This window comes from Streptomyces sp. BR1, assembly GCF_052373795.1.
In the GTDB taxonomy this organism is placed as follows: Bacteria; Actinomycetota; Actinomycetes; order Streptomycetales; family Streptomycetaceae; genus Streptomyces.
The window spans coordinates 7,145,807-7,159,029 of record NZ_CM126252.1; the positions used below are offsets into that span (position 1 = coordinate 7,145,807).

Consider the following 13,223-nt stretch of genomic DNA (forward strand, 5'->3'; position numbering starts at 1 on the left):
CGGGGCCGGCCACCATGGTGGCCGGCCCCGCAGAACGACAGGCGGCGACTACTTGATGTCGGCTTCCTCCGGAACGACGACCTGGTCGATCATCCGCTGGATCTTCTCGGTCGGCAGGGCCACCGCGAGTGCCCAGTAGTAGATGGCGAGGCTGAACCCCGCTACCACGACCATGTCCCACCACAGCGGGAACCACGGGTGCTTCAGCGGGCCGAAGTCGCTGGCGTAGACGATGAGTCCCATGCCGATCAGATAGACGGGCAGCCACTGCGCCGCCTTCAGGTCGAGCTGGGGCTGGATCGGGTTCATCTTGAACACGCGGTTGGCGATGAGGATGACATAACCGATGAGGATCGCCACGCCCAGCTTCCAGTCGGTCTGCCAGCCGGACCACAGGATCAGCAGGTTGGCGACGACGAAGGCCAGCGGCGACATCCAGGATCCGCCGGGCAGGCGGTACGGACGGTCGGCGTTCGGCAGGCGGTTGCGGAAGACGCCGAAGGACAGCGGCGCACCGGCGTACATGAGCACGCTGGCGCTGGTGATCAGTCCTACCAGAGACTGCCAGCTCGGGAACGGCAGGAAGCAGATGCAGCCGGTCACGAACGCGGCGATGAGGCCGGGCCACGGGACACCGCGCCGGGTGGTCTTCTCGAAGACCTGCGGCACATAGCCGTTGCGGCTGAGGCCGTAGGAGACCCGCGAGGACCCGGTGATGTAGATCAGGCCCGTACCGGCAGGGGAGACCACCGCATCCAGATAGAGGATGGTGGCCAGCCAGCCCAGGCTGATGAGTGTGGCCAACTGGGCGAACGGGCCGGTCAGGGTGTTGAACGCGGCGGTCGTCCAGGTGCCCTGCACCTGCGAGGCGGGCAGCGCTGCGAGGAAGACGATCTGCAGCAGGATGTAGATGATCGCGCCGATCACGATGGAGCCGATCACCGCACGCGGGATGTCGCGTTTCGGGTTCGCGCTCTCACCGGCGAGCTGGTCGGCCTGCTCGAAGCCCAGCAGCGCGAAGATGATGCCGCTGGTGGAGACCGCGCTCAGGATGCCCTTCGCGCCGTAGGGGTTGAAGCCGTCGGCGGCGGTGAAGTTGCTGCCGTGGAACGCGATGATGGCGAACACGAAGATCGTCAGCAGCGGGATGCCGACCTTCCACCAGGTCGCCGCGCTGTTGGTACGTGCCAGCAGCCGGATGCTGAGGAAGTTGATGGCGGTGATGACCGCCATCAGCACGATCGCGACGGCGATCCCGGAACCGGTCAGCAGGTCCTGGCCGCCCTTGACCTTCAGCCAGCCTTTCGCCCATGAGTAGTGCTGGCCGTATGTGATCATGGCCAGCACTTCGATGGGCGCGACCGTGGCCGCCTGGAGCCAGGAGAACCATCCGAACGACGCTCCGGCGGCACCGCCGAACGCGTAGTGCGGGAAGCGGGCCGTGCCGCCGGAGACCGGGTACATACCGCCGAGCTCCGCGTGTACCAGCGCCAGGATCAAGATCGCGACGCTGCCGATTCCCCAGGAGATGATCGCGGCCGGTCCGGCCACTCCCAGCGCTTTCTGTGCGCCGAACAGCCAGCCCGATCCGATGATCGATCCCTCCGAGGCCCAGATCAGCCCCACAAAGCCGATCTCTCGCCGCAAGCCGGGATGGCCGCTGTCCGTGACGGGTGTCGCTTCGGATACGCCCATGGCCCCGCACCCTTCATCCAAGGTGAGGTACATCACAATCGTATCGCCAGATCGCGCGCCGCACCCGACGCGGGAAGCGCCCGGTTGTGGAACCGGTCCTTCAGCGAAAGTGGCCCCGTACTCCCCAGATGGAAGAGTTGAGACAGGAGACATCTCGCCCGACAACTGGGGAGCCGTGCCCGTTCTGCCACAGATCCACGTCACGCCGCCCGATCGGTGACCGCTTCGTCAGAGCTCAGTGGTAGAGGTCGACGACGACGCGGTTCGGCGAGGTCAGGGTGAAGACCTTGTAGCTCGAGTAGTCGCCGAGGGACAGGCCGAACGTCGTGGTGTGGTCCATCTCGAAGCCGCCCGCATGTGCCAGCTGGACCCCCTTGAGGGAGGGCAGGGAGACGGGCTGCACGACGGGGCTGGTGTATGCGTCGGGACCGGTGGACGTGACGTCGGCCGGGGCGATGTCGAGGAAGAGATACGACTTGCCGGTGATCCCCAGTTTTCTGTCCTCGTCGCTGGCGTTGACGTGGTACGAGCCGTCGGCGGACACACGGGTGTGCACCGTCGGGGGCACACCGTTGCTGGTCAGGTCGAGCACCAGGCGGTCGTAGCCGGGGTGGGCCCCGCTCCGCGCGTCCAGCACGCAGATGCTCGCGCACGAGGGAGCGGCCGTGGCGGCGGCGTGGGCGGGCACGGCCGAAGCCGTCAGTCCGGCCAGGACGGCGGCGACGGACGCCGCCCGGCGGGCGGTGAGGGTGATGGTCATGATGAGTTCCTTAACTGCAGGGGTGCGTGTGATGCCCGTGGCGGTGATCTGAGGCAACCTCATACGGGCGCGGACGTCGTGCCGTCGCGGCGCTCGTGCACCGGGGTGTTCGACGACGATAGGCGCGACTTGGGCAGGTGTGGGGGCCGTCCCGGACCGTCCCGGCCCACCGCATCGCGCTGACCTGGGCAATGGGACGCCGCGCCGCGAAGACCGGGGACGTCCCTCATCTGACGGCGGGCTCGGGTGTGGCGAGGAGTGTGGTGATCCACACACCGCGCCGTGTTCCGTTCATGTGCGGAGCCTCGCGGAGCCATGCATCGGAACTCCCCGACGGAATCTCCTTGATTGGTTCCGCGTCGACTGGAGAGAACGCGGCATTGAGGATGGAAGAACCACTTCATGTGCGGATATGCAACCGAAGTTCCGCATCTTTTTCCCCGGGCTCGGCGGTCGTCCCGGTGCGGCGCGGGACGGCCCGGGACGCCCTTGGGACGCCGCTCGGGGGCTTGCAGCGCCGAAGTTGGCGGGTTGCCCGTTCGACCGGCTGGAGGCAAAGGGTGAATCCACCCGGACCGGAACGAACCGGTGGCACTGAGCAGTCGGCCGTCCAGCCGAATGGAATTCCGTACGACGCGTGCGGGGGCCACCTACTTTCTGCACCCGCTAATCAAGGCTGTTCAGGAGAGAGAAGTCACGGAGTTGGCCTTTGACCGGGACCGCGTCCGACCGTGGTTGGACGGGTGTCGCAGGCGTCCGTAAACCGGTCAGCGGTCCGGTTACTCTATGGTCCGCGCGACGGCCAGGGGAGTTGCCGTCCGCCGCGAGTGAATGACGGGGGAGGCACATGTCCGACCAGACCAATGCGCCTGTGAGCACACAGGAACAGCTCTTTGCGGAACTGCGCCGTATCAAGCAGGAGTCCGGGTTCAGCTATGGGCAGCTGGCCGACCGGACGCACTACAGCCGCTCCTCCTGGGAGCGTTTCCTGAACGGGAAGCAACTGCCTTCGAAGGTCGCCGTCGAGCAGTTCGCGGCCGCCACCGGGGCGGACCCGCAACCGCTGCTCGATCTGCTCGTACAGGTGGGGCAGTCGTCGGCCGAGGAACCGGCCGCGGACGAGGCGTACGTACCCGAGCCCGGCATACCGGCACCCGCAGCCGAGACCTCGGAGGCACCGGAACCACCGCATGCGGCCGACGAACCGCACCCGGCCGTGCGCCGCGCACCCCGGTGGATCCCGCCGGTGCTCGCCCGGCGCCAGGTCGTCATCCGGCCCGCCTGGCGACGCAAACTGGGGGCCGTGGGCTACATCGCGTCCGGCGCGGTGATGGGTGCGGTCGCCGCGGTGCTGGCCATGGGCGGCGGGGTGGGATCCGGCTCGCACGGTGCGTCCGACGGCGCCCAGGCATCGGGTACCGGCCAGGGGAAGGTGGTGCCCGCCGCCGGAAAGGTCCAGGTGCGGTGTTCCGGGGACACCTGTCTGCGCCGTGATCCGCAGTCCATGGACTGCCAGTGGGACGCGAACACCGCGCACGACACCTGGCTGCGCGGTATGCACATCGAGCTGCGGTACAGCCCCGCCTGCCATGCGGTGTGGGGGCGGATCGAGAACGGCGCCGTCGGGGACGTCGTCAAGATCAAGGACCGGACCGGCCTGGAGCAGGAGGCCACGATCCGGACGGACCGGGACACCTACACCCGGATGCTCGCGGTCACGGACGACGCGCCGCCCAGTTCCATCACGGTCTGCGGGTCGATACCGAGCCAGAAGCAGTTGGAGTGCTCGCCCATCGCCAGCGTCGAGCCGTAGAGCAGGTTCGTCAGCTGCCCTTTCGGGGCGCCACCAGTGTCAACGAGCAGATCAGGACGGCGAGGGCCAGGCACGTCCACCCGACCAGATGGACGAGCCTCCCCGCCGCTCCGCTTGTCGACACATGCAGGCCGAAGGCCGCGATGAGGCACAGCGGAAGGGAAGCGCTCACCGCTCCCCGTTTCCAGCCCTGGGCCAGGGTCCAGGTGCCCCGGAGGCTGAGCAGGCCGAGGAGGCCGAAGAGGAGCACGAGCAAGGGGGCGAAGACGAATCCGTAGTAGACGGATCCCACGATCAGACACCCGAACAGGGACGTCGAGACGCACCCAGTGAGAGCCGCATGGCGCAGACGGCTGTGCCGGGAGAGCACCTGGCTCGCCAGCCAGGTGGAGAGTACGGCCGGAAAGAGGCCGATCGTCGAGGCGAGGACCACCTGGTCGGCGGGGAGCCCGGACGGCAGGGTCACGGCCAGGGGAAAGAGCAGGGGCGGCAGCGCCACCAGCAGCCCTGGAAACGTGAGTTGTCGTGCCATGGTCGGCATCGGCGTCCTCCTTCGTGGGCACGGGCGAAGGCCCCGGCCGGGCCCGCGGTCGCGGACCTGGCCGGGGCCGGGACATCAGCTGCTGGAGTGGCTCCCGTCATCGCAGAACATGGGAATGCTGGGCGTGCCTCCGGGGAAACCGGAAGGCACGGCCTTCAGGCTCCACGGGTTTCCACCGTTGCCCTTGACCTCGGTCCCGCAGGATCCGTAGCCGGTGTGGTGGTCGTCGCCGAGCGGCAGGTTGGAGAACGACCTGAAGTCGCCCCGCTGCACGGGCCCGTTCGTCGGCTGCCCGGTCTCGTCGACCATGTGGCCGTCGAGGTAGAGGTACAGGTTGGGCATGTAGCTCTGGTACACGAGCCCCGTCGTCGGGTTGTCGTCGATGTTGGCCGCGGAGGTGGGCTTGACGGTGCCGCCACCGCAGAAGGCCATGCTGACGTTCTGCCAGATCGGCGGCGCCATGTTGAACAGCGAGCCCTGGGGGTTGCCGCCGCCGTCGAGCGCGGGCGCGCGGAAGAACAGGCTGTAGATGTCGCCCGCCGTGTCCGCGACCTCGGTCGGGATCTGCCGCTGGTCGGCCAGGCTCTTCAGCTTGTTCACCCAGGCGCTCATGTTGGCGTCGGTGTTGGGCGCCTCGTCGAGCGGGCGGTAACCGATGCTGCCGCCGCTGACGAACTTGGTCGTCACACACTTGCCCGTGGAGTCGATCGTGGTCGGCTGCTGGCCCGAACGGTAGGCCTGTCCGGGGGTGAGACCGGTCTCCAGCGGATTGGCCACATGGGTGGTCTGACCGGTGACGTTGCCGTCCTTCGCGTCGAACGACAGGTCGGGCAGGGTGACGCCGAGCGAGCCGTAGTCCTTGACCGTCGCCTGGATGAAGTTACGGGCGAACGGGGCGATCTCGGTGTTGCCGGTCCGGCCCGAGTCCACCACCTCCTCGGTCCCCGGGATGATCTTGCCATCCGGGCCGACCACGTACGACGCGTCGATGTGCGTCTTGATCTTGTACGAACGGTCCTCGTCGAAGGTGTGCTCGTTGATCGTCGACGGCGGCGCGGCAATCGCGAATCCCAGCCAGTCGGCCTCGGAGGGATGCGCGTTCGGGTCGGTCCCGGCCGCGTCCACGTCGGACTGCCAGGACTTGATCGCGGCGGAGGTGTTGCCGCCGAGGCAGAGGTCGTTGTACGTACCGTTGCAGACCTGGAAGTTCGACAGGCCGACCGTCTTGTAGCGGTTGTCGAAGGTCATACCGCCGGCCGTGCGCGAGTGCGCCCAGTCGTAGATGGTCTGACGCGTCCGCATCGGCGTCTTCATCAGCCAGGGGGTGTCGGTGTCCAGGTTCTGGTTGCTCTCGAAGATGGCCGCCGCGTCGAAGGTGTGGTGCTCGTACGTGCCGTCCACCGGGACGAACGCGAGCGCGTCGTACGCCACGTCCAGCTCACCGGAGGTGGAGTCACCGGTGACGTTGGTGAGGGAGACCTTGGCGTTGGAACCCAGCTGGAAGTAGCCGACGGTCACCCAGTCGTTGTTGGCCTTGGACTGGTCGACGATCCGCTCATGGGTCTTGCCGTCCTTGGCCGTGACCTCGTAGTGGGCGCTCTTGGTGGTGTGCGAGGGATACGGGACGAACGCCTGCACCTTGTAGACGTGATCGGCCAGGTTGGGCGTCCACGTACCGTTTGTGGTCAGGTAGTTGTCCCAGTTGTTGGGCTGACGCGCGTGCGAGAACCAGTAGTGGCCGCCGAAGCCGCCGCCGATCTGGTGGAGGTCCTCCTTGGCCTCGTACTTGCCCTCGTCGTCCGTGCGGAACTCCCAGGAGAAGGAGCCGTTGCTCGACCAGCCACGGGACCCGCAGCGGTTCTGCGGTGCGCCGTCGGGCTCGTCGTCGACGATCACCGTGCCGCTGGGCAGGGCGTTCGCGTCACAGGGGCCGAGCTTGGGATGGGCGTCACCGGGCTCGCCGCGCAGCGTCTTGTACGTGAGGTACTCGTTGCCGCACTCATTCGCCAGCCCGCTGGGAGGCCCCGGCTTGCTGCCGCAGTTCTTCCAGGTGACGTCGTGGCGGAACCAGTGCTGGTTGTAGCAGGCGACGGTGTGGCAGACCGGCGGACTGGTCCAGTCGCACCCGTTGGTGGTGTCACAGAACGCCGACAGCGGCGGCTTGACCGAGGAGGTGCGCTCCATGGCGTTGGACCACCAGGCCGAGGAGAAGCCGTGCGTGTTGCCCTTGTTCATGTTGCCGTTGTCGTCGTACGAGTGGCCGGTGTCGATGGGGAACGCGCCCCAGCCCATCACCTTCTCCTCGTACGCCCAGTTCTGCGGCTTCGCGGCGTCCGCGTAGTGGTTGTTGTCCAGGAACGCGCCACGGTCCGCCGGGTACTTGGGGTTGGCGGGGTTGTTGGCCCAGCCCAGGCCCCAGGCCGACGCGTCGTCCGGGTTGCTGCCCCGCACGTTGAGGCCCGCGTTGTAGTCCCAGACGGCGGCGAACCAGTTCTCCGGGCGGTTCGGGTCGTCGTCGTTCAGCTTGATCTGCGTACCGGGGGTGTGGAGTTCGTTCCACTTGTCCTGGAGGATGCGCGCCGAGTAGGCGATACCGGTGGCGTAGTCCACGGCGACGGCCCGCTGCTGGTCCGGCGGAAGGAGCACTTCCCCTTCCTTGGGGTGCCCGGCGATGCGCATGCCGTCGGTGGCCTGGCCGATGCCGTAGCCGCAGTCGGCCTTGTCCCAGTTGATCTTCCAGATGCGCTTCGGGTCGTACCCCGTCGTACCGGCGTAGATGTTGGTGCCGTAGTAGTTGCCGATCAGCGGGTTGCCGTACTCGCCCGGCTCGGCGTGCGAGCTGGCCTGCCAGAGGTTGGACTCCTGGGTGAGGATGCCCAGCATGACCTGCGCCGGGATCCGGCCACCGGTGACCAGGGGGTGCGAGGGGAACATGCCCTGCGGCGACCAGGCCGGCAGCCCCGAGTTGTGCCAGTTGGCGGGCCGGTTGGCGTAGCCGGAGGTCAGCTGGCCCCGGATGGCCATGTCGGCCGCCCACTCCACCTGGTTGGGGGTGGGCTGGTAGACCTGCGTGTTCACGTCGTTACGAGGCACCGCGCAGTAACGGTCGCCGTCCACCGGGTCGCTGGCCGGGTCGCCCGAAGCGGCGGCCTTGGCGCCGGACGCGGCGAGCGCCTTCTTCACGGTGCCGCGGCCGCCCGCGATGAACGGGAGCAGCGGCGAGGGCTTGGCACCCGTGTCGGCCTGGGCCGGGGTCTGCTGGGTGGCGACCGTGAAGGCCAGCGGCTTGTCGGTGGCGGTCGCCGTCGCCTTGATCTCGACGGCCTCGGCCACCGGGGCCTTGGCCCGCATCAGCGGCGAGGCCACCTTGTCCGCGAGATGCTGGGGAACGGCCTGGACGACGGCCAGTTGGCCGTCGGTCGACAGCTCCGCCTGGGCGGGTGCCTCGGTGACGCGGCGCATCGTCGAGGGCAGGTCGCTCGCCTTCGTGGACTTGCCGGTCACGAAGACCTTGCCGGCCGCGCCCTGGACCAGGCCGACCTGCCCGAGGTTGCCGACGGCCAGCGTCTTGACCGTACGGCCGCGCAGGTGCTGGACGTCGACCTTCCCGCCCTTGGCGGGCTCCAGGAAGGCGACGTTGCCGTCGGCGTCCGGGTGCAGTCGCGTCGCGGTGCCGTGCGTGGTGGCCACCACGTCCGCCTTGCCCGCCGGGCCGACCCTGACGAGGTGCGACCCGGCGGCGGCTATGACGTCCTTGCCGACCGGGACCGCGGAGGTCGCCTGGCCGTCGAGCGCCCCCGTGGAGACGATCTTTCCGGTGGCGGCGTCGACGGTCTGGAACTGGGTCTGCTCGCTGTTGCCGTCGGCGCTCGCCTGGGTGACCACGGCGGTCTCACCCGCACCGCAACCGGGGTCGAAGTAGGCCAGGCTGGCGTTGAGCGGCAGCTTGGTCACCTTCCCCGACTGCAGGTCCACGACCGCCGTGAACGCACCCCGGTCGAAGAGGTCGCCGCGGTTGGTGAACGCCCGGGGCGCGTAGACCACGACGGCCCGCTTGCCCGAGCCCGTCACACACGCGTTGCCGATCCACTGATCGGTATCGAGGCCCGGCTCCGACAGCGTCGCCACGGTCCGCCAGGTGTAGCCAGCATTGGCGTCCGCGACCAGCACGTGGAATCCGGTGGCGTCACCGGCCGTCGTCCAGGCGCGGTCGGTCGACTTCTTCCAGTCCTTGCCGAGGGCATCGCCCCGCTGCTCGGGCGCCACCGTATTGGGCGCGGCCGCACCGGGCGCCGGGGGCTGACTCTCCGCGGCATCCGACTGTCCTGCCCAGGCCATGCTGCCCTGCAACAGTCCGGCCACCATGGCCAGACCGGCCGACGCGAGCACAGGAACCCGCGCTCTGCGGGCGGTTCTGCGAGGTCTCAAGGGAGATCTCCGATTCGTACGTGCACGCGCCACGGCGACGCGTGATGGTGAGTCATGAGGTCTGGTCAGGACGTCATGAGGAGGAGAAAGACGGCGCGTTGCAGCGACGGTCCAGGGGAGAGGTCGGCACCCGGGTGCCGCCGCGCGCAAGACGCCGTCGAGGCTCCGGTGGTCGGCGACCGACGCACCCGCGTACAGCGACGGGTCTGCGAGGTCACCGCAAGCTAACCTTCCGACCGGCGAGTTGGGGCGTCCCAAGCGTCCCTTCAGCGTCCCTGGGACCGTTGGGACGAACCGGACGGCTCGGGTCCGCAAACGCGGGTATGGGGCCGCCCGGAGGCGGCCCCATACAGGACGGCTGATCGGAGTTCAGAGGGTCAGGGGGTCAGCGCCCACTTCTGGTTGGCCAGGCCGTTGCAGTCCCAGACGCCCAACTGCGTGCGGTTGGCGGTGCTGAATCCGAGGTCGTCGAGGCACTTGCCGGTGAGGACGTTCTTCAGCGATCCGTCCGGCTGGGGGATCCATTGCTCACCCTGGCTGCCCACGCAGTCGTAGATCTCCACCTTGGTGCCGTTGGGGCTGTCGCTGCGCCCCCACACCACGTTCAGGCACATGCCGAGGCCGCGCACGCTGTGGTCGTTGCCGAGTGTCCACCACTGGGCGCCGGTGCCGTTGCAGTCGTAGATCTGCACGGGGGTGGCGACCGTGGTCTTCCCGCTGGCGATGTCCATGCACTTGCCGCCGTAGCCCACCAGGCGGCCCTGGCGGCCGGCCACGCCCACGACCTCGGCCGAGATGTGCTTGGTCGCCCAGGAGGCGCCCGTGCAACCGCCGACCGAGGTGCCGTCGCCGGTGATCACGTTGCCGAGCACCGTGAACGGGTACGGCTGGCCGTCGACGAGGTAGAAGCAGCCGACCACGGCCCGCCACTGGACGCTCGGGTCGACTCCCGAGCAGGTGGCGCTGCCGTACGGGCCCTCGTAGTGCGTGCTGCAGGAACCGGGGCTTGAGGCATGCGCGGTGGCGGGCAGGGCGGCAGCGGTGAAGATCGCCAGCAGGGCCGTGAATAAGGCGGCGACAGTGCGTCTCATGTGGTGCTCCTTCGTTCGCGAGCGTGCGTCGGACGGGCGCCCGATCTGACTCGACCGGATGCGATCGGGCTCGGTCAGGCTCGATCGGGTATGGCGCCCTCAAGGCGATTCGAAGCTTGGCCGACCGGGCCAAGAGGTGTCAACTGGTGTGAAGAAGCTGTCCAGTTCATTCATCTCAGTTCATACCGTTGCTGTCGGCTCGACCCTGGCCGGGGTCGGGAGGTCGGTTACTATGCCGCTACAGAACGGAGGTGGGGCAGTGCCGGAGGCCGGAACCCAGTCATTGGCCGAGCGAATAGAGGCCCTCTTCCAGGCGGTACGCCGCCCGGACCGCACTCCGTACAGCAACGAGGACGTTGCGCGGGCCTGCCGTGACTCCAGCGGAGAGACGTTCTCGGCCACTTATCTGTGGCAGTTGCGGACGGGCCGCCGGGACAACCCCACCAAGCGGCATCTGGAGGCGCTGGCCGCGTTCTTCCAGGTGCCGGTCGCGTACTTCTTCGACGACGCCGAGAGCGCCCAGATCTCCGAGGAGGTCGCCCTGCTCTCCGCCATGCGGGACGCCGGTGTACGCGATGTCGCCCTGCGCGCGGTCAATCTGTCCCCCGACGGACTCGGCACCGTACGCGACCTGATCGAGTCCATCGCCCGCCGGGAGGCCGATCGCCGCAGGTCAACCGAGCGGTGAGACACCGCCGTTGGGGTGCCGACCGGGCAGGCCGCCCATCCACCGCGGAGAAAGACCGGCTGCGACGGTGCCGGGGCATCGCCGCCTCACTGGACCTCCCCGTTCCGTTCGACGCGGTCGAGCTCATCGCCGCCGCGGCCGAACAGCGCGGCAGACCGATCGAGCTCATGCCGATCCCCTGGACTCCCGGTGTGCCCTGCGGTCTGCTGGTCAGCGCGGATCTGGCCGACTACATCGCCTACGCGGCGGACACCTCTCCGCTCCACCGTCAGCACATCCTCGTGCACGAGCTGTCCCACCTCCTGTGCGGCCACGACGGCACACTCTCCACCGAACTGACACCGCACCTCGCGGACGAGCTGGTGCACCGCGTCCTTGGCCGGACGATCTACACCGAACCACAGGAGCAGGAAGCCGAGTTACTGGCCTCGCTGATCATCCAGCGTGCGGTGTGGGATCTGCCCGGGCAGCCCCCGGACCCCTTCCTCGGCCCCGCACCACGGCGGAGGCGGCCATGACCGATCTCCTCCAGTGCCTCGTCGGGCTGGCCCTGTGCGTATTCGGTGTCTACCGGTGGAGCACCTTACGAGGCGAACACGCAGCGGCTGCCCAGCGATATGTCCACCGTTCCGTCTTCTGCCTCGGCATCGCCCTCATCGTCCTCGCCCCTGCAGCAGCCCGGGCCGTCGAGCACACCATCGCCCTGCCGGGTCTGCCCATGCTGATGGGCGATCAACTGCGGATGCTGGCCGTCTCCTGCCTGGGCCTGCTGGCCGCCCGATCGGTCCGGCGGCAGGTCATCACCACCGCGTCGACCCTCGTCGTCATGGTGGTGCTCTTCTCGGCAGCCGACCTCCAACACACCTCTGGAGAACTCTTCGTCGACATCGGTCGGCGTCCGTTCCTGGCGGCGTACGACACGGTCATCACCCTGTTCCCGGCCTGGCACTTGGTGGCCCTGGTGAGGGTGACCCTGCGCAGAGCCCGACAGGCCGGGCCAGGGGTCCAGCGCATCGGGCTGCGTCTGTTCTGCGGCGGCGTGGCCCTGGGCGTGGTGTGGACGGCCTGGGGCCTGGACGACATCCGGCTCGCCCTGTTCACCGGGCGCCAGACCGACGGCGAGGACACCGTCTCCACCGTCCTGGGCCTGGTCTGCGCGACCCTGGTCATCGCCGGAGGCAGCACTTCCGCCTGGACTCCGCTACGGCACTGGTGGTGGTCGCACCGCACCTACCGGGCGCTGACCCCGCTGTGGTCCGCGCTGCATCGGGAGTTTCCGGAGATCGCGCTTCAGCCGCCCCGGCGGAGCATACGTATCCGTCAGCTGACCTCACGCGCAGTGCGTTTCGCGTTATACCGTCGGGTCATCGAAATCCACGACGGGCTGCTCCTGCTGCGCCCACGCATGGAAACACTGCCCGAGCCGGTAACGGCCGCCGAGTCGGCGGCGGCCATTGCGACGGCGCTGGACAAGGCGACGGCCGACTCGCCCGCCCGGGCGCCGGAGTCCGGGTACCGCCCCCTGCCACCGGAGGCCGACGCCGAGGGGAGAGAGGTGGGAACGGATGCCGAGGCGTCCCAACTGGCCGCCATATCAAGGTCCTTCGCCAGCCAAGCGCTATTGGCCCCACGCCGGGCAGACCTGCCTGTCTAGTGCTGCGCCCGAGGTGTCGTACCGTGGCCGCGTGGGGAACGTATTCGGTGGTGGCGGCAAGAGTCTGGACCTGTCCAACGGTGGCACAGAGGTGTTCGTCGACGTGCTGATGTTGGCGGTGTCCGAGCTCGCCGACGACGTGTGGGACTACCGCTTCGCGTCTCTTCTCACGCTTCAGGATCAGAACGTGATGGGTCGAGGGGTTGTCGGATTCGACCTGGAAGACATCGCATGGGGCACGACTCCATCGGAACGTGCCCGGTCGAAGGACTTCGTGCTGCGCGCCACGACGCTCGCGCTGAGCGGCCATCGCTGGAGCGAGTTGGGTTATGACCCACCCTTCGCCCGTGACTACCTGCACCAGTTCAAAGACATGGTCGATTCCTTCGTATCGGCCGACGACACCGACCTCGTCGGAGGCTTCCCCGGGCCGGACGAACGCGCGATGGCCTCATGCGTACAGCACCGGATCCTCAGTGCGCTCCCGCACTGGGAGGGGTGTTTCCTCTGCACCAGGCCGAGCCCGTCCTGAGCGTTGTCGAGCGGCGGAGGG

At 68.3% G+C, this 13,223-nt stretch carries 10 protein-coding genes; 5 read left to right on the plus strand and 5 right to left on the minus strand.

Annotated features, from left to right (window positions below; genetic code table 11):
• Positions 1-48 precede the first annotated feature (48 nt).
• Positions 49-1,695 (minus strand): APC family permease, encoded by a 1,647-nt coding sequence (locus ACT1U9_RS31560; RefSeq protein ID WP_444536038.1) that lies wholly within the window; start codon positions 1,693-1,695, stop codon positions 49-51.
• A gap of 235 nt (positions 1,696-1,930) precedes the next feature.
• Positions 1,931-2,455, minus strand: coding sequence for an AMIN-like domain-containing (lipo)protein (locus ACT1U9_RS31565; protein ID WP_444536039.1), 525 nt, complete (start codon positions 2,453-2,455; stop codon positions 1,931-1,933).
• 871 nt (positions 2,456-3,326) lie between these two features.
• Here ACT1U9_RS31565 and ACT1U9_RS31570 point away from each other — a divergent pair.
• A complete protein-coding gene (locus ACT1U9_RS31570) occupies positions 3,327-4,268 on the plus strand; it encodes a helix-turn-helix domain-containing protein (protein ID WP_444536040.1) in 942 nt (313 codons plus the stop codon).
• A gap of 10 nt (positions 4,269-4,278) precedes the next feature.
• Here the strand turns inward: ACT1U9_RS31570 and ACT1U9_RS31575 are convergent, their stop codons facing one another.
• The 3 genes from ACT1U9_RS31575 to ACT1U9_RS31585 all read right to left on the minus strand — a co-directional run bounded on the left by ACT1U9_RS31575 (position 4,279) and on the right by ACT1U9_RS31585 (position 10,328).
• Positions 4,279-4,809 carry a hypothetical protein gene (locus ACT1U9_RS31575; RefSeq protein ID WP_444536041.1) on the minus strand — a complete coding sequence of 177 codons (531 nt, stop codon included), beginning with the start codon at positions 4,807-4,809 and terminating at the stop codon, positions 4,279-4,281.
• A 75-nt stretch (positions 4,810-4,884) separates the two neighbouring features.
• The gene (locus ACT1U9_RS31580; protein ID WP_444536042.1) at positions 4,885-9,237 is read right to left on the minus strand and encodes a golvesin C-terminal-like domain-containing protein; all 4,353 of its coding nucleotides are present in this window, start codon (positions 9,235-9,237) and stop codon (positions 4,885-4,887) included.
• Positions 9,238-9,614: 377 nt separating this feature from the next.
• Positions 9,615-10,328: a ricin-type beta-trefoil lectin domain protein gene (locus ACT1U9_RS31585; RefSeq protein ID WP_444536043.1), complete on the minus strand. Its 714-nt coding sequence runs from the start codon at positions 10,326-10,328 to the stop codon at positions 9,615-9,617.
• 259 nt (positions 10,329-10,587) lie between these two features.
• On the opposite strand from ACT1U9_RS31585, the gene ACT1U9_RS31590 reads away from it, so the two are divergent.
• Genes ACT1U9_RS31590 through ACT1U9_RS31605 form a run of 4 tightly spaced genes read left to right on the plus strand, consistent with a single transcriptional unit; the run spans position 10,588 to position 13,202 of the window.
• A complete protein-coding gene (locus tag ACT1U9_RS31590; RefSeq protein WP_444536044.1) occupies positions 10,588-11,016 on the plus strand; it encodes an XRE family transcriptional regulator in 429 nt (142 codons plus the stop codon).
• A complete protein-coding gene (locus tag ACT1U9_RS31595; RefSeq protein WP_444536045.1) occupies positions 11,013-11,534 on the plus strand; it encodes a ParH-like protein in 522 nt (173 codons plus the stop codon). Before ACT1U9_RS31590 ends, ACT1U9_RS31595 begins: the two co-directional genes overlap by 4 nt.
• A complete protein-coding gene (locus ACT1U9_RS31600) occupies positions 11,531-12,670 on the plus strand; it encodes an MAB_1171c family putative transporter (protein WP_444536046.1) in 1,140 nt (379 codons plus the stop codon). Before ACT1U9_RS31595 ends, ACT1U9_RS31600 begins: the two co-directional genes overlap by 4 nt.
• A 31-nt stretch (positions 12,671-12,701) precedes the next feature.
• A complete protein-coding gene (locus ACT1U9_RS31605) occupies positions 12,702-13,202 on the plus strand; it encodes a hypothetical protein (protein ID WP_444536047.1) in 501 nt (166 codons plus the stop codon).
• Positions 13,203-13,223: the final 21 nt, after the last annotated feature.

Excerpts from the sequence above, each read along its gene's own strand:
- ACT1U9_RS31560 (WP_444536038.1), bottom strand. The coding sequence starts at position 1,695 with ATGGGCGTATCCGAAGCGACACCCGTCACGGACAGCGGCCATCCCGGC.
- ACT1U9_RS31575 (WP_444536041.1), bottom strand. The coding sequence starts at position 4,809 with ATGCCGACCATGGCACGACAACTCACGTTTCCAGGGCTGCTGGTGGCG.
- ACT1U9_RS31565 (WP_444536039.1), bottom strand. The coding sequence starts at position 2,455 with ATGACCATCACCCTCACCGCCCGCCGGGCGGCGTCCGTCGCCGCCGTC.
- ACT1U9_RS31600 (WP_444536046.1), top strand. The coding sequence starts at position 11,531 with ATGACCGATCTCCTCCAGTGCCTCGTCGGGCTGGCCCTGTGCGTATTC.
- ACT1U9_RS31585 (WP_444536043.1), bottom strand. The coding sequence starts at position 10,328 with ATGAGACGCACTGTCGCCGCCTTATTCACGGCCCTGCTGGCGATCTTC.